17 protein-coding genes are annotated in these 17,626 nt (G+C 47.3%); 11 read left to right on the top strand and 6 right to left on the bottom strand.

Annotation, left to right across the window (positions count from 1 at the left end; translation table 11 throughout):
- The first annotated feature begins 39 nt into the window (after positions 1-39).
- The 4 genes from CLOSA_RS19600 to CLOSA_RS19585 all read left to right on the top strand — a co-directional run bounded on the left by CLOSA_RS19600 (position 40) and on the right by CLOSA_RS19585 (position 3,640).
- Complete coding sequence (locus CLOSA_RS19600; protein WP_013274470.1) at positions 40-435, top strand: V4R domain-containing protein; 396 nt, start codon at positions 40-42, stop codon at positions 433-435.
- A 3-nt stretch (positions 436-438) separates the two neighbouring features.
- Positions 439-1,671 (top strand): sensor domain-containing diguanylate cyclase, encoded by a 1,233-nt coding sequence (locus CLOSA_RS19595; RefSeq protein WP_013274469.1) that lies wholly within the window; start codon positions 439-441, stop codon positions 1,669-1,671.
- Between the two features lie 80 nt (positions 1,672-1,751).
- The gene (locus CLOSA_RS19590; protein ID WP_013274468.1) at positions 1,752-2,801 is read left to right on the top strand and encodes a DNA adenine methylase; all 1,050 of its coding nucleotides are present in this window, start codon (positions 1,752-1,754) and stop codon (positions 2,799-2,801) included.
- The gene (locus tag CLOSA_RS19585; RefSeq protein ID WP_013274467.1) at positions 2,792-3,640 is read left to right on the top strand and encodes a DNA adenine methylase; all 849 of its coding nucleotides are present in this window, start codon (positions 2,792-2,794) and stop codon (positions 3,638-3,640) included. The genes CLOSA_RS19590 and CLOSA_RS19585 overlap by 10 nt, the downstream gene beginning before the upstream one ends.
- Positions 3,641-3,805: 165 nt before the next feature.
- On the opposite strand, the gene CLOSA_RS19580 is transcribed toward CLOSA_RS19585, so the two are convergent.
- The 5 genes from CLOSA_RS19580 to CLOSA_RS19560 are packed head-to-tail and all read right to left on the bottom strand — an operon-like array spanning position 3,806 to position 8,136.
- A complete protein-coding gene (locus CLOSA_RS19580; RefSeq protein ID WP_013274466.1) occupies positions 3,806-4,903 on the bottom strand; it encodes an ABC transporter substrate-binding protein in 1,098 nt (365 codons plus the stop codon).
- A gap of 12 nt (positions 4,904-4,915) precedes the next feature.
- Complete coding sequence (locus tag CLOSA_RS19575) at positions 4,916-5,704, bottom strand: ABC transporter permease (RefSeq protein ID WP_013274465.1); 789 nt, start codon at positions 5,702-5,704, stop codon at positions 4,916-4,918.
- The gene (locus CLOSA_RS19570) at positions 5,704-6,516 is read right to left on the bottom strand and encodes an ABC transporter permease (RefSeq protein WP_013274464.1); all 813 of its coding nucleotides are present in this window, start codon (positions 6,514-6,516) and stop codon (positions 5,704-5,706) included. Before CLOSA_RS19570 ends, CLOSA_RS19575 begins: the two co-directional genes overlap by 1 nt.
- On the bottom strand, positions 6,509-7,585 hold the full coding sequence (locus CLOSA_RS19565; RefSeq protein WP_013274463.1) for an ABC transporter ATP-binding protein: 1,077 nt from the start codon (positions 7,583-7,585) through the stop codon (positions 6,509-6,511). Before CLOSA_RS19565 ends, CLOSA_RS19570 begins: the two co-directional genes overlap by 8 nt.
- Before the next feature lie 17 nt (positions 7,586-7,602).
- A complete protein-coding gene (locus tag CLOSA_RS19560) occupies positions 7,603-8,136 on the bottom strand; it encodes a helix-turn-helix domain-containing protein (protein WP_013274462.1) in 534 nt (177 codons plus the stop codon).
- A 302-nt stretch (positions 8,137-8,438) separates the two neighbouring features.
- Here CLOSA_RS19560 and CLOSA_RS19555 point away from each other — a divergent pair, with 302 nt between their 5' ends.
- The 4 genes from CLOSA_RS19555 to CLOSA_RS19540 all read left to right on the top strand — a co-directional run bounded on the left by CLOSA_RS19555 (position 8,439) and on the right by CLOSA_RS19540 (position 12,181).
- A complete protein-coding gene (locus CLOSA_RS19555) occupies positions 8,439-9,494 on the top strand; it encodes a lactonase family protein (protein WP_013274461.1) in 1,056 nt (351 codons plus the stop codon).
- An 88-nt stretch (positions 9,495-9,582) separates the two neighbouring features.
- On the top strand, positions 9,583-10,722 hold the full coding sequence (gene aroC / locus CLOSA_RS19550; RefSeq protein ID WP_013274460.1) for a chorismate synthase: 1,140 nt from the start codon (positions 9,583-9,585) through the stop codon (positions 10,720-10,722).
- Positions 10,723-10,849: 127 nt separating this feature from the next.
- Positions 10,850-11,293 carry a ribose 5-phosphate isomerase B gene (gene rpiB / locus CLOSA_RS19545; RefSeq protein ID WP_013274459.1) on the top strand — a complete coding sequence of 148 codons (444 nt, stop codon included), beginning with the start codon at positions 10,850-10,852 and terminating at the stop codon, positions 11,291-11,293.
- A 24-nt stretch (positions 11,294-11,317) separates the two neighbouring features.
- Complete coding sequence (locus tag CLOSA_RS19540) at positions 11,318-12,181, top strand: NAD(P)-dependent oxidoreductase (protein ID WP_013274458.1); 864 nt, start codon at positions 11,318-11,320, stop codon at positions 12,179-12,181.
- Between the two features lie 54 nt (positions 12,182-12,235).
- On the opposite strand, the gene lepB is transcribed toward CLOSA_RS19540, so the two are convergent.
- A complete protein-coding gene (lepB, locus tag CLOSA_RS19535) occupies positions 12,236-12,802 on the bottom strand; it encodes a signal peptidase I (RefSeq protein ID WP_041708716.1) in 567 nt (188 codons plus the stop codon).
- A 282-nt stretch (positions 12,803-13,084) separates the two neighbouring features.
- Here lepB and CLOSA_RS19530 point away from each other — a divergent pair, with 282 nt between their 5' ends.
- The 3 genes from CLOSA_RS19530 to CLOSA_RS19520 all read left to right on the top strand — a co-directional run bounded on the left by CLOSA_RS19530 (position 13,085) and on the right by CLOSA_RS19520 (position 17,478).
- Positions 13,085-14,134, top strand: a complete 1,050-nt coding sequence (locus tag CLOSA_RS19530; RefSeq protein WP_013274456.1) for a DUF3810 domain-containing protein — start codon at positions 13,085-13,087, stop codon at positions 14,132-14,134.
- Positions 14,135-14,216: 82 nt separating this feature from the next.
- Positions 14,217-16,538, top strand: coding sequence for a 1,4-alpha-glucan branching protein GlgB (gene glgB, locus CLOSA_RS19525; RefSeq protein WP_013274455.1), 2,322 nt, complete (start codon positions 14,217-14,219; stop codon positions 16,536-16,538).
- 28 nt (positions 16,539-16,566) lie between these two features.
- A complete protein-coding gene (locus CLOSA_RS19520) occupies positions 16,567-17,478 on the top strand; it encodes a mechanosensitive ion channel family protein (protein WP_013274454.1) in 912 nt (303 codons plus the stop codon).
- Positions 17,479-17,626: the final 148 nt, after the last annotated feature.

Here is a 17,626-nt window from a genome sequence, read left to right as displayed (position 1 = left end):
ACGATCGGATTGTGCAGATGAAGATACAGGAGGAGGCATATGTTCAATATTTTTCAAACGGGAGAAGTGAAGAATTTTTCCTGGAACACAAAAGGGAATATCCCAGAGGGCAGGAAACATCTGGGGGATGAAATGCCGGTTTTGATGGAACGGCTGCTTCAGTATTCTTTGAGAAATGAACTGGCGGACAGGTTTAGAGACGAAAAATTCGTTCCCATTACCGGAGAGATGGTCCTGACTGTTGAAGAAGACCTGGAATGCTCCGGACACCCCATAACAGGTGATTCTGTCTGGAATTATGAGGAAGGATTCCTGACCGGAGTAATAACGGCATATACGGAAAAGGAATATGTGGTAAAAGAAGTTGATTGCTGGGCCAGCGGTTCGCATGTATGCAGATTTGAGGCCATGATCGATCAACAGGCGAAGGTGTAGTGGATGACAGAGAAAGATGCTTCTGTTCTTTTGGAGCAGATCCGAAATATTATATTAAATAAGCCGGTTTACGGGGAGCTGGAAGAAAAATCCCAGGTGTATTCAGACCTGGAACAGACAGTTTCCTATCTTTCTCACTGTCTTATGGAATCCAATGAATTTCTTAAGAATCTGGCGGCAGGTAATTTAAACGTGCCCCTGCCGGTCCGTCAGAATTTCCAGGCAGGGGAATTAAAGCAGCTTCATGCCGCCTTAAAGCATCTGACCTGGCAGACCGATCAGGTGATCAGGGGGGATTATAAGCAGCGGGTGAACTTTATGGGAGATTTTTCGCAGGCGTTTAATGAAATGGTGAACCAACTGGAGATAAGGGAAAGTGAGCTGAAAGAGCAGGCGGAAAAGATCAAAAGGTTCAATACTCTGCTGATATCCATTATGGACAGCCTGAAAGAATGGGTCGTCGTTATTGAGGAAGAGAGCGGTAGGATCCTATATACCAATGAATCGGCCAGAAAGCAGTTTTATGATCCGGGACCAGTACAGTTTGCCTGCGGAGGAAGTGATTGCCCCTTAATGGCACGATTAAAGTCCCATACCAGACTGGAACAGGAATTGAGGTATGAATTTAAGTGTTCCCGCAATAAAACCTTTCAGGTTAAGTCTTTTTCCCTTCTTTGGGGAGAGAAAAAAGCGGCAGTCCATCTTATGACCGATATTACCTATCAGAGAGAAAATGAAGCATTCTTAGAGGTTATGGCCTATAAGGACGAGCTGACCGGTCTGGATAACCGGCGAAGCGGTATGCGGGCCATTGATTCCCATATCCAGAAAGGCATTTCCTTTTCCCTTTGTATGATCGATATGGATGGGCTGAAGACCATCAACGACCGGTTTGGTCATTTATACGGAGATGAATATATTAAGTATGTTTCAGAAGTCCTGAAGGAATCCGCCCGGGATACTGATTTTACCTGCCGGATCGGCGGTGATGAATTTGTGGTTTTGTTCCGGGACTGCGGGGAACAGGCGGCGGAAGAGAAGATGGACCTTGTGGATAAGAAGCTGCTTGCCGGCGGGAAGGACTACCCAATGTCCATCAGCTACGGAGTTGTTTTTATTACCAAGGGGATGGGCCTGTCACCGGAGGCAGCATTAAACCTGGCAGACGAAAGGATGTACCGCTTTAAAAGACGGCGGAAACAGAAAAACAACGTAACAGACGGTGAAGGGATTTAGGAAGCTCAACTTTTCTTGTATTTTTTTTGATTTTACATTATAATGGTAGGCAGGCTAAATGAAATGGGAGCAAGAAAAGAATGAGATTTATTGGGAGCAAGACATTGCTGCTGGACCAGATCAGGCAAGTGATTGATGAAAAGGCGCCGGGAGCGGAAAGCTTTTGTGATATATTTTCTGGAACCGCTGCGGTTGCCAGATATTTTAAACAGTGGTACCAGGTCAGTTCCAATGACCTGCTGTACTTTTCCTATGTGCTGCAAAGGGCTACCGTAGAGAATGACGGAATGCCGGAGTTTGCCCATTTGCAGGAAGCTGCCGGGATCAAGGATCCGGTGGATTTTTTTAACGGCAGAGAAAAAAAGGATTTAGAAGAACTTCCGGCGGAGCGCCGCTTTTTCCAGAATACCTATGCGCCCCAGGGCGGCCGCATGTATTTAAATGATGAGAATGCCCTGCGCATCGATTATGCCAGGTGCACCGTGGAGGACTGGAAGGCGGCCGGGTTTTTAAGTGAGGATGAATATTATTATCTGGTAGCATGTATTGTGGAGGGTATCCCTTTTGTTTCCAATACTTCCGGAACCTACGGCGCATTCCATAAGTCCTGGGAGAGGCGCAGCTACAAACAGTATGAGCTGTACCGCCTTCCTGTTACTCACAATGGAAAGAAGAACCGCTGTTATAATGAAAACGGAGGGGATCTTTTAACACGGATCCAGGGGGACATCCTCTATATTGATCCTCCTTACAATGCCCGCCAGTATCTTTCCAATTATCACGTCCTTGAAACTGCCGCCAGATATGACTACCCCCAGGTTCGGGGAGTTACAGGGCAGCGTCCGGACGAAGGGCAGAAATCAGAGTTCTGCATGAAAAATAAAGCGGTTCCGGCCTTTGAAGAACTTCTTAAGAATGCCCGGTTTCCGCATATCATATTAAGTTACAGCACGGATGGGCTTATGACGGTGGGCGAGATTGAGGAAGCCATGAAAACGTATGGAAAGCCGGAGACCTTCCGGATCTATGAGATTCCCTACAGAAGATACAAGAGCCGGAAGGTAAAGGAAACAGAACGGCTTAGAGAGCTGCTGTTCTACATGGAAAAGCAGGTGCCGCCATGTACATAAAAAGTCCTTTAAACTATACAGGGGGGAAGTATAAGATCCTGGAGCCTATTTTTAAGGCCTTTCCCAGCGATATCCGCACCTTTGTGGATGTCTTTGCAGGCGGATTCAACGTAGGGATCAATGTAACAGCCGAAAGGATCCTGTGCAATGATCAGATCAACGATCTGATTGAGCTGTACCAGATGTTCCGTACCACAGACAGGAACCAGATTCTGAAAAGGATCCAGGACCTGATCTTAAAGTATGGTCTGTCCCAGCAAAACCAGGAGGGCTATTACGCCCTCCGTTCAGATTATAACCAATCAAAGGATCTGACAGAGCTGTTTGTGCTGGCCTGTTATGCTTTTAACCACCAGATCCGTTTTAACAACAGCCATGAGTTCAATTCCCCCTTTGGGAGGAACAGAAGCTCCTTTAACGGCAGCATTGAAAAAAATCTTATGGAGTTCTGCCAGGCCCTTCAAGAAAAGAACATTGAGTTTTCCAACCTGGATTTTATGGAGCTGGACTATGGGGGACTGGGACGGGAAGACCTGGTTTACTGTGATCCGCCTTACCTGATTTCCACAGGAAATTACAACGATGGGAACCGGGGATTTAAGGACTGGAAGGAAGAAGAGGAAAAAGCCCTACTGGGGCTTTTGGACCGGCTTCATGAACAGGGGACCCGGTTTGCCCTGTCCAATGTCCTTTATCATAAGGGGTTGTCCAATGATCTATTGATTGAGTGGAGCAAGAAGCACCAGGTTCATTATATCAATAACACCTATTCTAACTGCAGCTATCAGTTTAAAGAACGGGATGCGGTCACGGTGGAGGTTTTGATTACTAATTTTTAATATGGCTGCGTCTCAGAACAAGGCCGTCATAAAAAGGGAAGGGAAGCCGTAAAAGGACTTCCCTTCCCTTTTTTATGGAATAAGATTCCGGTTAAAATCAAGCTAAGATTTCATAAAAAAGAGCGGAATTTTCCGCTCTTTTTTATCCAATTTATATTCTGACGGTTAATTGGATTTTACTTCTTTCCAGGCCTCGTTGTAAAGGGAATCCACTTCATCCCCCAGGTACTTATACACTTCGCTGTTCTTTAACGTATCTGAATCCGGGAAAACGGCCTTGTTATTCTGCAATTCCGGATCCAGCAGATCAAAGGCTCCCTTATTTGGGGTTGGATAGGTAATGTATTCAAAATTCTTTTTGGCAATGTCAGGACGGCAGAGGAAATTAATCCATTTTTCTGCATTTTCCTTGTTGGGTGCATTGGCAGGAATGACCCAGGAATCCAGCCAGAGATTGGTACCCTCCTGGGGGATCACATATTCCAGGGAATAGTCAAGGCCAAGATCCTTTACCTCATTCTGGATGTAAAGCATCTCTCCGGAATAGATTACGCCCACTGCGGCTTCTCCGCCGATCATTTTATCCCGGACCTGATCAATGACATAGGCCTGAACCAGAGGCTTCTGCTTGATCAGAAGCTCCTTTGCTTCCTGAATCTCTGCCTCATTGGTGGTGTTGGCGGAATAGCCAAGGGATTTTAATGCCACCATAAAGGCATCGCGGACGCTGTCCTGCATGAGAATATTATTCTTAAACTTTTCATCCCATAGATCGGACCATTTGGTGGGAGCGTCCTTAGGGTCCACCATGCTGGTGTTATAAAGAATCCCCACGGTTCCCCAGCAGTAAGGAACGGAATATTTGTTTTCCGGGTCAAAGCTTTTTGACATTTCCTGGTATCTTGGTTCGATCTCTTTTAAATTGGGAACATTGTCAAAGTTGATTTCTGCCAGAAGGTTGTTTTCGATCATTTTCTGGATCATATAATCAGAGGGGCATACGGCGTCATACTTTACGCCTCCTGCTTCAATGACGGGATACATCTCTTCATTGGTTTCAAACATGTCATAAACGACCTTGATTCCTGTCTCTTTTTCAAATTCCTCAATGACGGATTCGTCTATGTATTCGCCCCAGTTGTATACATAAACTTCCCCGGCACTTCCTGTCTTGGGAGCGGATTTTCCGCAGCCGCTGAAAAGGAAGATGGAAAGGAGCGGAAGGGCGCTGACCGCCATGATCTTAAATATAGTTTTTTTCATGTGAGTGTTCTCCTATTGTTTTTTACGCTTTGGTGCAAAGTTGGTGATAAGAAGCAGCACCAGCACTGTTAGAAAGATGATGTTTGATAAAGCGTACATGGAGGGCTTGATCCCCCGGCGCACTTCGCTGTAAATTAAGGTGGACAGGGTATTAATGCCGGCACCCCTGGTAAAGTGGGTGATGATAAAATCATCCAGAGACATGGTAAACGCCAGGAGAAAGCCGGAAAGCACGCCGGGCAGGATATCCGGGAATACCACCTTAAAAAATGCGGTGACCGATGTGGCGCCTAGATCCATGGCGGCTTCGTAGGTGCTTTTATCTGTCTGCTTCAGCTTAGGCATGACGCTTAAAATGACATAAGGAATATTAAAGGTTATATGGGAAATCAGTATGGTCTGAAAGCCCAGGGAAATACGAAAGGCAATAAACGCCAGCATAAGGGAGATTCCGGTAACAATATCCGCGTTCAGCATGGGGATGTTGGTAACACCCATGAGAAGGGACCGTGGGATCCGGTTCATGCTGTTAATGGCAATGGCCGCCGCTGTGCCGATGATGACCGCAATAAGAGATGACAGGAATGCAATCAGCAGGGTATTATAAAGGGCTGCCATAATGGTACTGCTGGAAAACAGCTCCCCATACCATCTGGTGGTAAAGCCGCCCCACTGGGTACGGGATTTGGAACTGTTAAAGGACAGCACCGTCATAGTGGCAATGGGGGCGTATAAAAATACCATAATGATCACCAGATAAAAATCCTGGATCAAGCGTTTGATAGAGCTCTTTTTGTTCATCAGAATGCCGTTCCCTCCCCGTTCTTATCGTATTTGGCTATCAGCGCCATGCTGATCAGAATGAAAACCATGAGAACAAGGGATAGGCCGGAGCCTAAATTCCAGTTGCTTCCCTTGGTAAACTCCTGTTCAATGACATTGCCGATCAAAAGGATTTTGCTTCCTCCCAAAAGGTTTGAGATGACAAAGGTGGTAAGAGCCGGAACAAAAACCATGGTAATTCCGCTAACAATGCCTGGAATGCTTAAAGGAAGCAGGATACGGAACAGGACCTGGGCCGTGTTGGCCCCTAAGTCCCTGGCGGCGTTTATCACATTGTCATCAATTTTCATCAGTACATTATAAATCGGAAGGACCATAAACGGCAAAAAGTTGTAAACCATGCCAAGGATAATGGCTCCCGGTGTATTGATCAGATTCTGGCCGGGTAAATGGAGGGCGTTCAGCAGGCCGTTTATGACGCCGTTCTTTTCCAGCAAAGTCTGCCATGCCAGGGTCCGGAGAAGAAAATTCATCCACATGGGAAGGATGAAAATAAAAACAATAAAGCTGCCCTGTCCCATGCCCCTGGATCGAAGCACCATGGCCAGCGGATAGGCTAGGATCAGGCAGAGGATGGTGCTGATCAGGGAGAGTCCCATGGAAAGCCAAAGGGCCTTTGCATGTTCCGATGTTGTTACGGACAGGATATTTGCCAGGGTAAAGGCCCCTGACCGGTCTGTGAGCCCGTAAAACACAATCAGCGCCAGGGGGATCAGGATGAAGCCGATCATCCACAAAATATATGGGCCGGATAATAATTTTTTACTCATTGATCCCCACAGCCTCCTCATCCTCAGAAGCAGGTTTGTTCATGATCTGGATATCAAATGGGTCCACATGGATGCCCACTTTTTGTCCCACCGGGAACAGATCCGTGCTGTGCACCAGCCATTCAAAGCCGTCAGGCGAGGTCACTTCCATTTCATAGTGTACGCCTTTAAAGATCAGATGGGTTACAACCCCGGTCAGCGTGCCTTCTTCAGGAGCCACCAGGTCGATGTCCTCCGGGCGTATGACCACGTCCACCGGGGTATTGATTCCAAACCCCTTATCCACACAGACAAATTTGGCGTTAAAGATTTCCACCAGCTCATCCCGTACCATAACTCCGGGCACAATGTTGCTTTCTCCGATAAAGTCAGCCACAAAGGCATTTTCCGGTTCATTGTAGATGCTTTCCGGAGAACCCATCTGCTGGATATACCCCTGATTCATAACCACGATGGTATCGGACATTGTCAAGGCTTCCTCCTGGTCATGTGTTACGTAGATGAAGGTGATGCCCAGTTCATTTTTCAGGCGGATCAGCTCATACTGCATATCCTGGCGGAGCTTTAAGTCCAAGGCTCCCAAAGGCTCGTCAAGGAGAAGAACCCTTGGCTCGTTTACGATTGCCCTGGCAATGGCGATCCGCTGCTGCTGGCCGCCGCTTAAGGAGCTTACGGAGCGGTTTTCATAGCCGTCTAAATTTACCAGTTTTAAGGCATATTTGATCTTATCCTGTATATAAGCTTTTGGCTTATTTTTAATTTTTAGTCCGAATGCAATGTTATCAGCAATGGACATGTGGTTAAACAAAGCATATTTCTGGAATACCGTGTTAAGCTGCCGCTTGTTGGGGGGAAGATTGGTAATATCCTGCCCGTCAAAAATCACCTTTCCCTGATCAGGGCCTTCAAAGCCTCCGATAATCCGAAGGGTTGTGGTTTTGCCGCATCCGCTGGGTCCTAACAGGGTAACAAATGCGTTCTCCTTTACGGAGAGGTTTAAATCATCCAGTACCATGGTACCGTCAAAGCTTTTTGTAATATTCCGCAAATCAATTAATGGCTGACCCATAACCCTTTATCCTCCTGTTAAAAGCTCGGCGGGGAACTGACCCAGATAAGGGCAGCGCCGGCCTTGCTGCTTAAGTAATGTTTTTTGTCAGATACAAAGTAAAAGGACTCCCCTTTTTTTGCTTTGTATGTTTTGTTCCCAATATGAATGGAAATATTACCCTGTAGCACATAGCCGAATTCCTCACCTTCATGGGGATTATCCGGATAGGTCTCTCCGCCGGCCTCCAGGGTGAGAAGGATCGGCTCCATCATGTTTTTCTGTGCATTGGGAATGATCCATTTGATTGCATTCTTAAGCTCTGCATCATGCTTTTCAAAATAATCGGATTTTCCGAATACGATCTGTTCCTCCGGGCTTTCATTGAAGAACTCGCCCACTGAGGTTCCAAGACATTGCAATATATCCAAAAGGGTAGCAATGGAGGGGGAGGTCAAGTCCCTTTCCAGCTGGGAGATAAACCCCTTTGACAGCTCTGCGCGGTCAGCCAGCTCTTCCTGGGTAAGTCCCTTTAAGACCCGAAGCTCTTTTAGTTTTGCACCGATATCCATATGCTCCTCCTTTTTGTTTTTAATAATCTGAAAGTTTACCTATACTAACTGATGATAAATATAACTAAAAAGTTTAGTAATGATAAACAGGCAGCAAGATACATTATACTGTTTTTTCATTGTATGTCAATAGTTTTTAAGGAAGTTTTTCCTTAACAAACGGGGAATTTTATGATATGATAGTTTTACGTTATGCAAGGAAGTTCGATTCGCCTGACGGCTCGTCGAACGGCTGGTTTTCTTAAGCAGGAAACGTCTGTTTTTGAAATAATGCCAAGGAAGATATCAGGAGGAAATGTTTGATGAAAGGCAAGTATATGGCTTATGTAGGTTCTTATTCCTACAATGGACAGGCAAAGGGGATCACCGTATACGATGTGGATGTGGAGAAGGGCCGTTTTATCCCAAGATGTGAGGTGGAGGTTGATAATTCCTCCTATGTAATTGCAGCCAATGACGGGAAGACGCTGTACTCCATTGCAGATGAAGGAGTCGTGTCCTTCCGCATTCATGAGAATGGGGCGATCACAAGACTTAACTCAGCCAATATAAAAGGAATGAGAGGCTGTCATCTTTCTACGGATGCGGAAGATAAGTATATCTTTGTATCAGGATACCACGATGGCAAATCCACGGTGCTGCGTCTGAATCAGGATGGCTCCGTTGGGGAAATCGTGACAGGAGTGTTCCACAAGGGCCTTGGCAGCGTGGCGGAGAGAAACTTCCGCCCTCATGTCAGCTGTTCCAGGAGAACCCCTGACGGGAAGTTTATTATGGTGGCGGATTTAGGAATTGACCAGATCAAAATCTATCGTTTTAATGAAAAGGACGAGGAAATGATCCTGGTGGATGCCCTGCACTGTGATCTGGAATCCGCTCCCAAATGCTTCCGTTTCAGTTCCGACGGAAGGTTTTTCTACCTTGTTTCCGAGTTAAAGAATGTGATCGATGTGTTCACCTATGAAACAGGAGAACGACAGCCGAAGATCGAGAAGATACAGACCATTTCCACTGTGGGCCCAAAGCACAGCCAGCTTACTTCGGCATGTTCCATGCGCCTGTCCAATGATGAAGGGTATTTATACTGCGGCAATGCAGGGGATAACTCTGTTTCCGTTTACGTGAGGGACAAGGATACCGGGCTTTTAGAGGCTATATGCTGTCTTCCCATAAGCGGCGGTTATCCTAAGGATATCTGCATTTTCCCGGATGACAAGCATATCGCTTCCATTAACCATGATACAGGCAGCATCACATTTTTCACCATTGATTATGTAAAAGGGCTGCTTGTGATGAACGGCAAGGAAATCAGGGTCAATGAGCCCAACAGCTGCGTGATCGTGAAAGTAGGAAAGTAAATACCTTGCAGATATGCCCTTACACCCGGGTATGCGAGGCGGGCTCTGCCCGGTAAGTGAGGGAGGCGACAGGAAAGGAGAAACATACATGGCAGGCTCAACACTGGGAACTATATGGAAGGTGACAACCTGGGGGGAATCTCACGGAAAGGCCATCGGCGTAGTAGTAGACGGCTGTCCGGCGGGGCTGAAACTGGAGGAGGCGGATATTCAGGTATATCTGGACAGGAGAAAGCCGGGGCAGAGCAAATTTACGACTAAGCGACAGGAAGCCGATCAGGTGGAGATCCTGTCCGGGGTATTTGAGGGGATGACAACAGGAACTCCCATTTCCATGGTCGTATGGAACACGGACCAGCGTTCCCATGATTACGGAAATATCATGGAGGTCTATCGTCCGGGCCATGCAGATTTTACCTTTGATGAAAAGTACGGGATCAGGGATTACCGGGGCGGCGGCCGTTCCTCCGGAAGGGAGACCATCGGAAGAGTGGCAGCCGGTGCTGTCGCCGCCTGCTTTTTAAAAAGCCTGGGGATTACCGTAACCGCTTACACCAGATCCGTTGGTCCCTATGAGGCAAAGCAGGAGCATTTTAATATCAAAGAGCGTGAGAAAAACCGCCTTTTCATGCCGGATCAGGAAACGGCTGCTCTGGCTGAAGAATACTTAGAAGAGATGATGGAGAAACTGGACTCTGTGGGAGGTGTGGTGGAATGTATCATTGACGGAGTACCGGCCGGCATCGGAGACCCGGTATTTGATAAATACGATGCGGCTCTTGCAAAGGCGGTCCTGTCTATCGGGGCAGTCAAAGGCTTTGAAATCGGGGATGGCTTTATGGCCGCCCGCGCTCTGGGCTCCCAGAACAACGACGGTTTTTGCAAAGGAATCCATAAGAGCGTGGAAAAGACCGCCAACCATGCAGGAGGGATTCTTGGAGGAATCAGCGATGGTTCCCAGGTAGTCCTTCGTGCCGCATTTAAACCAACACCGTCTGTGGCTCAGCCTCAGAAAACCGTAACCCGCCGGGGAGAGGAAACAGAGATCCGGATCAAGGGCCGCCATGACCCTATTGTGGTTCCCCGTGCAGTGGTGGTGGTGGAAGCCATGGCGGCCCTCACTACCGCAGATTTACTCCTTGCCAATATGGCTTCCAGAATGGATAAGATTCTGGAATTTTACGGCAGCCAGGGGGCAAGGAACGGCAGGGAAGGTTCAGAAACTTGATAAAATCCGGCATTTATGATATGTTAAATGCCGGATATATTTTGCACAAGCATTAAACCCCAGGAATATGCCTGCATTGCATGTTTTCATGTTCGGCAGGCAACGACAAAATGACAGGAGAACAACAATGAAGATTGCAATGGGAAATGACCATACGGCCATAGAAATGAAGAATTATATCAAGGAATTTTTAGAGAGCAAGGGATATGAGGTAATCGACTTTGGAACCAATTCCACGGAGAGCTGTGATTATCCGGAATATGGGGAAAGAGTTGGGCGCGCCGTTGTGGACGGGGAAGCTGATCTGGGAATCGCTGTCTGCGGGACAGGAGTGGGAATCTCCCTTGCCTGCAACAAGGTCCGTGGAATCCGGGCATGTGTGTGCAGCGAGCCTTACACGGCAAAGCTTTCCAGAATGCACAATGATTCCAATGTTCTTTGCTTTGGTGCCAGGGTCATTGGCCTGGAAATGGCAAAGATGATCACAGAAGAATGGCTGGATGCAAAATACGAAGGCGGAAGACACCAGCGCCGGGTAGATATGGTAATGGATATTGAAAATAGATCGTAAAAATTGGGGGAAGGGGTAAAACATATGAAAAAGATCGGATTTATCGGTATTGGGATTATGGGAAAATCCATGGTACGCAATTTAATGAAGGCCGGCTTTGAGGTGGCAGTATATACCAGAACAAGAAGCAAGGCAGAGGATGTTATTTCAGAGGGAGCCATATGGTGTGAGGATGTAAGGGCCTGCTCCAAAGGCAGGGATGCGGTCATCACCATCGTAGGGTATCCGGAAGATGTGGAAGAGGTGTACTTCGGAGAAAATGGAATCATCGCAAACGCTGACCCTGGAACCTGCCTGATTGACATGACAACCACCAGTCCAAAGCTTGCGGTGCGGATCAGCCAAGAGGCCGGGAAGTCCGGGCTGACGGCATTGGATGCCCCTGTGACAGGCGGAGATACCGGGGCAAGGGAAGGGACCCTTACCATACTGGCAGGAGGAGAACGGGAGGCCTTTGATCGTTGCCTTCCCGTTTTTGAGGCAATGGGAAAGTCCATTCAGTATGAAGGGAAAGCCGGCAATGGCCAGCATACCAAGATGTGCAATCAGATAGCCATTGCAGGAGCCATTTCCGGGGTATGTGAAGCAATGGTTTATGCAAAAGCCAACGGGCTTGACGTTGGGGTCATGGTGGATTCCATTGCCACCGGCGCAGCAGGAAGTACCCAGTTAAACGCTATGGCTCCCAGGATCCTTTCCGGAGATTTTGCTCCCGGATTTTTCATCAAGCATTTTATCAAGGACATGAAGCTTGCACAAGGAGAGGCTAAAGACGCAGGGATATGCCTTGGCGTGCTGGATCACGTGCTTTCCATGTATGAGTCCATGGCTGCCTCCGGCCATGGGGACGAGGGAACACAGGCTCTGGTCAAATATTACCAGTGGTAAGAGGATATATAAAAACGCAGGCAGGGAGTATGGCTCCTGGCCTGCGTTTTTCAATTATTCAATTTTTTTAACGGAAGGGAAATAGCGGAACAGGACTTTTGCGATGATTTTGTCTTTTTCCACATATTTGTGCTTCCATCTTCTTGCGTCTGCGGAAAAATTCCGGTTGTCTCCAAGCATGAAGTAACAGTTTTCCGGCACTTCGTAATGAGCGTCAGGTTCCGGATCCATTGCCTCCGGAAGATAAGGCTCTTGTAGAGGCGTTTCAGAATTGTTCAAGTAAACCTTTCCGTTCCGGATATCGATGACGTCGCCGGGAAGGCCGATGACCCGTTTGACGTAATAGGTCTTTCCGGTGGGATCATCAGGGAAATGAAAAATGACTATATCTCCCCGCTCAGGATCGCCAAAATAATAGGAAAGCCTGGAGCCGATGACCCGGTCCCCTGTCATAATGGTCTGTTCCATAGACCCGCTTGGCACTCTGCTGTTGGCAATGATGAAATTATTGAGCAAAAATGCAATGACAGCGGCAGTAATGATGATCTTGATCCAACTGATGATTTCTTCTCTCCAGTTAAACGATTCCCGTTCCTTTGGCATGTTGTCGTCTCTTTTCATATGATTTCACTTCTTTTCCTTAATTTTGTCCACGTTTTCCGGACATAACGGGATACCCGCAGGGTGCTTCCTTAATTTTGTCCACGTCTTCCGGACATAACGGGATCCCCCCAAGGTGCTTTCTTCCTGATGGTTCCTTTACAAAGTTTAAATGAGATTGATATATAACGCAAGGGGTTTTACAAAATGGTAAGAAAATATTCACAAATACTCTACGGATTGTCCATAAACCCATGGTATTATGAATTCAGATCATAAAAATACACCAGGGGGAGCCGGAACATGGGAGGGAGAAGCCGGAATATTGACAGAAGTCTTTTAGCAGCTTCTGGGATTATGTTTGCAGTTTCATTGCTGCTTCAGATATTAGCAAGAAAGGTTCCGGGATTCGGGGACTGGTATGCCAGACGGGTTTACCGGGTCATGGTGGGTAGCATGGGAAGGGGGACAGGGATTTTTTCCTTTGCGCTTGTGGAAGCAGCCGCTTTTCTGTTTGTTTTATATGCCGTCTGTTACGTGTTTATCCACCACAGGGAAGGAAAGAGGATTCTTATAAGAGCCGTGTTTCTTGTTACCGGCCTTTTTTTGCTGTTCACGGTTAACTGCGGGATCAACTATTACCGGAACCCCTTTTCCAGCTATTCCGGGCTGGAGGTGAGGAAGTCTTCCCTTGATGAGTTAAAAAGCCTCTGCCAGCAGCTAACGGCTGACGTTAACCAGTTGTGCGGAGAAGGAATCCTTCGGGAAACGGACAGAAAAAGCCTGGGAAAGGAAAGCGTGAAGGCCATGAAGGGGCTGGGTGAGATTTATCCGGAGCTGGCAGGCTATTACCCGCAGCCAAAGCCTCTCATTTGGTCTTACTTCTTTTCGGTCCAGCAGCTTTGCGGACAGTATTCCCCTTTTACGGTGGAGGCCACTTATAACCGGTCCATGCCGGATTACAACATTCCCCATACCGTATGCCATGAGCTGTCTCACTTAAGAGGATTCATGAGGGAGGATGAGGCTAATTTCATTGGTTATCTGGCATGCATTGGCTCTGATAATGAAGGGTTCCGCTACAGCGGATATCTCACCGGCTGGATCTATGCCACCAATGCCCTGGCAAAAGCGGATCAGGAAGCTTATTGGGAAATCTGCGGGCAGCTTAGTGAAAAGGCATGGGAGGATTTAAGGCACAACAATGAATTCTGGGGGAAATACGAGGGGAAAACTGCCGAGGTATCCAACCGGATGAATGATACTTATTTAAAGCTTAACAGCCAGTCCGATGGGGTCAACAGCTATGGCAGGATGGTTGATTTAATGCTGGCTTACGCTAGGTCCAAATGACCTTCAATTCCCGGCAAACTCTTGAAAATTACATGCCTGAGTGATAAAATATTTTCATAAAGAGGGAGCAGGAGGGTTATGTATGGATGGAAAATTGTATGATTTAATGGATTGGGCCGGCATTGAGGAAATTGTATATTCAGAAGCAGCGAATCCCCACAACATTCTGGGACCCCATATCACAGAGCAGGGACTGCTTATCCAGGCATTTATTCCTACGGCAGAATCGGTGATTGTCCGGTTTAAGGAAAGCGGTAAGGAATACCCTATGGAGCTTGCGGATGAAGCTGGATTTTTTGCGGCTCTCATACCGAGGAAAACAGCAGCAGCCTATATTCTGCTGATCACTTATGACAATGGGACGTCAGAGGAATGTCTGGATCCCTATTCCTATCCACCCTTCTACACAGAAGGAGATCTTAAAAAGTTTGAATCCGGAATTCACTACAGTATCTACGAAAAAATGGGGGCGCACCCTATGACTGCCGGCGATGCGGAAGGGGTATATTTTTCCGTGTGGGCACCATGTGCCATGCGTGTCAGCGTGGTAGGGGATTTTAACCTGTGGGATGGCAGGCGTCACCAGATGAGGAGGCTGGGGGATTCCGGTATTTTTGAATTGTTTATTCCCGGCTTAAGGGCAGGGATGATTTATAAGTATGAGCTGAAGCATAAAAACGGGAAGCCTCAGCTAAAAAGTGATCCTTATGGCAATTACAGCGAGCTGCGACCTGATACTGCTTCCGTGATCTGGGACATTAACCGGTATTCATGGAGTGACCAGGAATGGATGAAAAAACGGGCAGGAATTGATACCAAGCAAAGGCCTATGTCCATTTATGAGGTTCACTTAGGCTCCTGGCTTCGGAAGGAAGCAACGCTTGATGATGACGGTAGCCAGGTCGTTGGCTCTGAATTCTATAATTACCGTGAGTTGGCAGGAAAGCTGGCGGAATACGTGAAGGATATGGGCTACACCCATGTGGAGCTCCTTCCCATTATGGAGCATCCCCTGGATGCTTCCTGGGGATATCAGGTGACCGGTTATTATGCACCTACCAGCCGCTATGGAACGCCTGATGATTTTATGTATTTTATGGATTACATGCATAAGCAGGAAATCGGCGTAATCTTAGACTGGGTTCCGGCTCATTTCCCCAGAGACAGCTTTGGACTGGCGGGCTTTGACGGGACCTGCGTTTATGAGCATAAAGACCCAAGACAGGGAGCCCATCCTCATTGGGGCACTTTGATTTATAATTACGGCAGACCGGGAGTCAGCAATTTTCTCATTGCCAATGCCCTGTTTTGGGTGGAAAAGTATCATGCCGACGGAATCCGCATGGATGCGGTGGCTTCCATGCTGTATTTGGATTACGGAAAAGAACCTGGAGAATGGATTCCCAATATTTACGGCGGTCATGAGAACCTGGAAGCCGTGGAGTTCTTAAAGCACTTAAACTCCATATTTAAGAGCAGAAAGGACGGGGCGGTTCTCATTGCGGAGGAATCTACGGCATGGCCCAGGATCACGGCTGGTGTTAAGGACGATGGCCTTGGTTTTGATTATAAATGGAACATGGGCTGGATGAATGACTTTACCGGCTACATGCAGTGCGACCCTTATTTTCGCAAGCATCACTATGGAGAGATGACCTTCAGCATGCTTTACGCTTACAGTGAAGATTTCATTCTTGTATTCTCCCATGACGAGGTGGTTCATGGGAAAGGCTCCATGATCGGCAAAATGCCGGGGGATACCCTGGAAGCAAAGGCGTCCAATTTACGGGCGGCCTATGGCTTCATGATGGGGCATCCCGGTAAAAAGCTTCTGTTCATGGGACAGGATTTTGCTCAGGTCAGCGAATGGGATGAAAACAAAAGCCTTGACTGGGAGATCCTTGCCGAACCGGTTCATAAACGGACAAAGGAATTCGTAAAGGCCTTAAACCATCTGTATATGAGCCAGCCGGCCCTGTATCAGATGGATTATGATCCGGAGGGATTTGAATGGGTGGAGTGTACGGATTCCAAGGACAGTATCACAGGCTTTTTAAGAAAAACAAAGAAAAAGGAAGAAACCCTTCTCATCCTCTGTAACTTCGATACTGTGCTCCATGAGAAATACCCGGTAGGAGTTCCCTTTGAAGGAAAGTATAAGGAAATCTTAAACAGCGACCATCAGGCCTTCGGCGGGGAGGGCCGCGTGAATCCCCGGGTAAAGACTTCTAAGAAAAAAGAGGCGGACGAAAGGCCTGATTCCATAGAAATCACCCTTGCCCCCTTAAGCGTTTTAGTCTTTGCCTGTACCCCTGAGAAAAAGAGCGCCTTAATCGCAGGGAAAAAGGCCGGAAAGTCTGCATATAAGAAAAAAGCGAAAGGCGAAAGTAAAGATCAGGCGTAAAAATGATAATGGATCAGGAGGTTTTTAAATGATATTTCATATAGGTTCCAATGTACTGCCGGAGGAGACTTTGGGGGAGCTTCAGCAGGAGGTACAGGAAAACTTAGACCAGCTTAGAAACAATGCAGTGATGGAAACCTTAAGGAGCTGGGCTCCCGAAGTGATTGCATTCGGAATAAAGCTTTTGATCGCACTGGTGATTTTTTTCATAGGTTCCAGGATCATTAAGCTCATCTATCATATGCTGAACCGCTCCTTTAAGAGGGTAGATATGGAGGTCAGCTTAAGAAAGTTCCTTCTGTCTGTGTTAAATGCCGCCATGTACTGTCTGCTGGCTTTCATGATAGCCGGGCAAATCGGCGTGAATTCGGCTTCCATTGTAGCCCTTCTGGGATCTGCCAGTATTGCCGTGGGTCTGGCAGTTCAGGGAAGCCTTGCTAATTTTGCCGGCGGGGTGCTGATCCTTCTTATGAAGCCTTTCCGGGTGGGAGATTATATTGTATCAAAGGATGGGGAAGGTACGGTCCGCTCCATCGGACTTGTGTACACGGTTTTGAACACAGGCGACAATAAGCAGGTGGTCATTCCCAACGGAACCCTTTCTAATTCCCCTCTCACCAACGTGACCGCAATGGATAAGAGACGGCTGGATGTTCTGGTGGGGATCGGGTACCATTCGGATCTGAAAAAAGCAAAGGAAATCATGGGACGAATTTTCCACAGTCAGGAGAAGGTCCTTAAAGAAGAACCCATAGATGTTTTCGTCAGTGACTTAACGGAAAATTCCGTTACCATCGGCGGCCGTGGCTGGACCTCCATAGATGATTACTGGCCGGTGAGGTGGGAAATCTTAGAAAGGGTTAAGCTGGAGTTTGAAGCGGCAGGAATTGAGATTCCCATCAGCCGGATGGAGGTTCAGGTGGAGGACCGACGTTCTTAATACAGAAATCACGTCCTAAGATGATCAGATTTTTAAGAAAATTCTTAGGAAACGATAGAAGAATACAGCAATCCCAGATAAAAATGAGCCTTGAATTGGTCCTGGTGCCAATTCAAGGCTCATTTTTTAAATTACTCTGGTACGAATT

The organism is [Clostridium] saccharolyticum WM1, assembly GCF_000144625.1.
In the GTDB taxonomy this organism is placed as follows: domain Bacteria; phylum Bacillota; class Clostridia; order Lachnospirales; family Lachnospiraceae; genus Lacrimispora; species Lacrimispora saccharolytica.
The sequence above is the reverse complement of the archived record's forward strand: the minus strand, read 5'-3'. Positions and strand labels throughout refer to the sequence as shown.

Excerpts from the sequence above, each read along its gene's own strand:
- CLOSA_RS19600 (WP_013274470.1), top strand. The coding sequence starts at position 40 with ATGTTCAATATTTTTCAAACGGGAGAAGTGAAGAATTTTTCCTGGAAC.
- CLOSA_RS19595 (WP_013274469.1), top strand. The coding sequence starts at position 439 with ATGACAGAGAAAGATGCTTCTGTTCTTTTGGAGCAGATCCGAAATATT.
- CLOSA_RS19590 (WP_013274468.1), top strand. The coding sequence starts at position 1,752 with ATGAGATTTATTGGGAGCAAGACATTGCTGCTGGACCAGATCAGGCAA.
- CLOSA_RS19585 (WP_013274467.1), top strand. The coding sequence starts at position 2,792 with ATGTACATAAAAAGTCCTTTAAACTATACAGGGGGGAAGTATAAGATC.
- CLOSA_RS19580 (WP_013274466.1), bottom strand. The coding sequence starts at position 4,903 with ATGAAAAAAACTATATTTAAGATCATGGCGGTCAGCGCCCTTCCGCTC.
- CLOSA_RS19575 (WP_013274465.1), bottom strand. The coding sequence starts at position 5,704 with ATGAACAAAAAGAGCTCTATCAAACGCTTGATCCAGGATTTTTATCTG.
- CLOSA_RS19570 (WP_013274464.1), bottom strand. The coding sequence starts at position 6,516 with ATGAGTAAAAAATTATTATCCGGCCCATATATTTTGTGGATGATCGGC.
- CLOSA_RS19565 (WP_013274463.1), bottom strand. The coding sequence starts at position 7,585 with ATGGGTCAGCCATTAATTGATTTGCGGAATATTACAAAAAGCTTTGAC.
- CLOSA_RS19560 (WP_013274462.1), bottom strand. The coding sequence starts at position 8,136 with ATGGATATCGGTGCAAAACTAAAAGAGCTTCGGGTCTTAAAGGGACTT.
- CLOSA_RS19555 (WP_013274461.1), top strand. The coding sequence starts at position 8,439 with ATGAAAGGCAAGTATATGGCTTATGTAGGTTCTTATTCCTACAATGGA.
- aroC (WP_013274460.1), top strand. The coding sequence starts at position 9,583 with ATGGCAGGCTCAACACTGGGAACTATATGGAAGGTGACAACCTGGGGG.
- rpiB (WP_013274459.1), top strand. The coding sequence starts at position 10,850 with ATGAAGATTGCAATGGGAAATGACCATACGGCCATAGAAATGAAGAAT.
- CLOSA_RS19540 (WP_013274458.1), top strand. The coding sequence starts at position 11,318 with ATGAAAAAGATCGGATTTATCGGTATTGGGATTATGGGAAAATCCATG.
- lepB (WP_041708716.1), bottom strand. The coding sequence starts at position 12,802 with ATGAAAAGAGACGACAACATGCCAAAGGAACGGGAATCGTTTAACTGG.
- CLOSA_RS19530 (WP_013274456.1), top strand. The coding sequence starts at position 13,085 with ATGGGAGGGAGAAGCCGGAATATTGACAGAAGTCTTTTAGCAGCTTCT.
- glgB (WP_013274455.1), top strand. The coding sequence starts at position 14,217 with ATGGATGGAAAATTGTATGATTTAATGGATTGGGCCGGCATTGAGGAA.
- CLOSA_RS19520 (WP_013274454.1), top strand. The coding sequence starts at position 16,567 with ATGATATTTCATATAGGTTCCAATGTACTGCCGGAGGAGACTTTGGGG.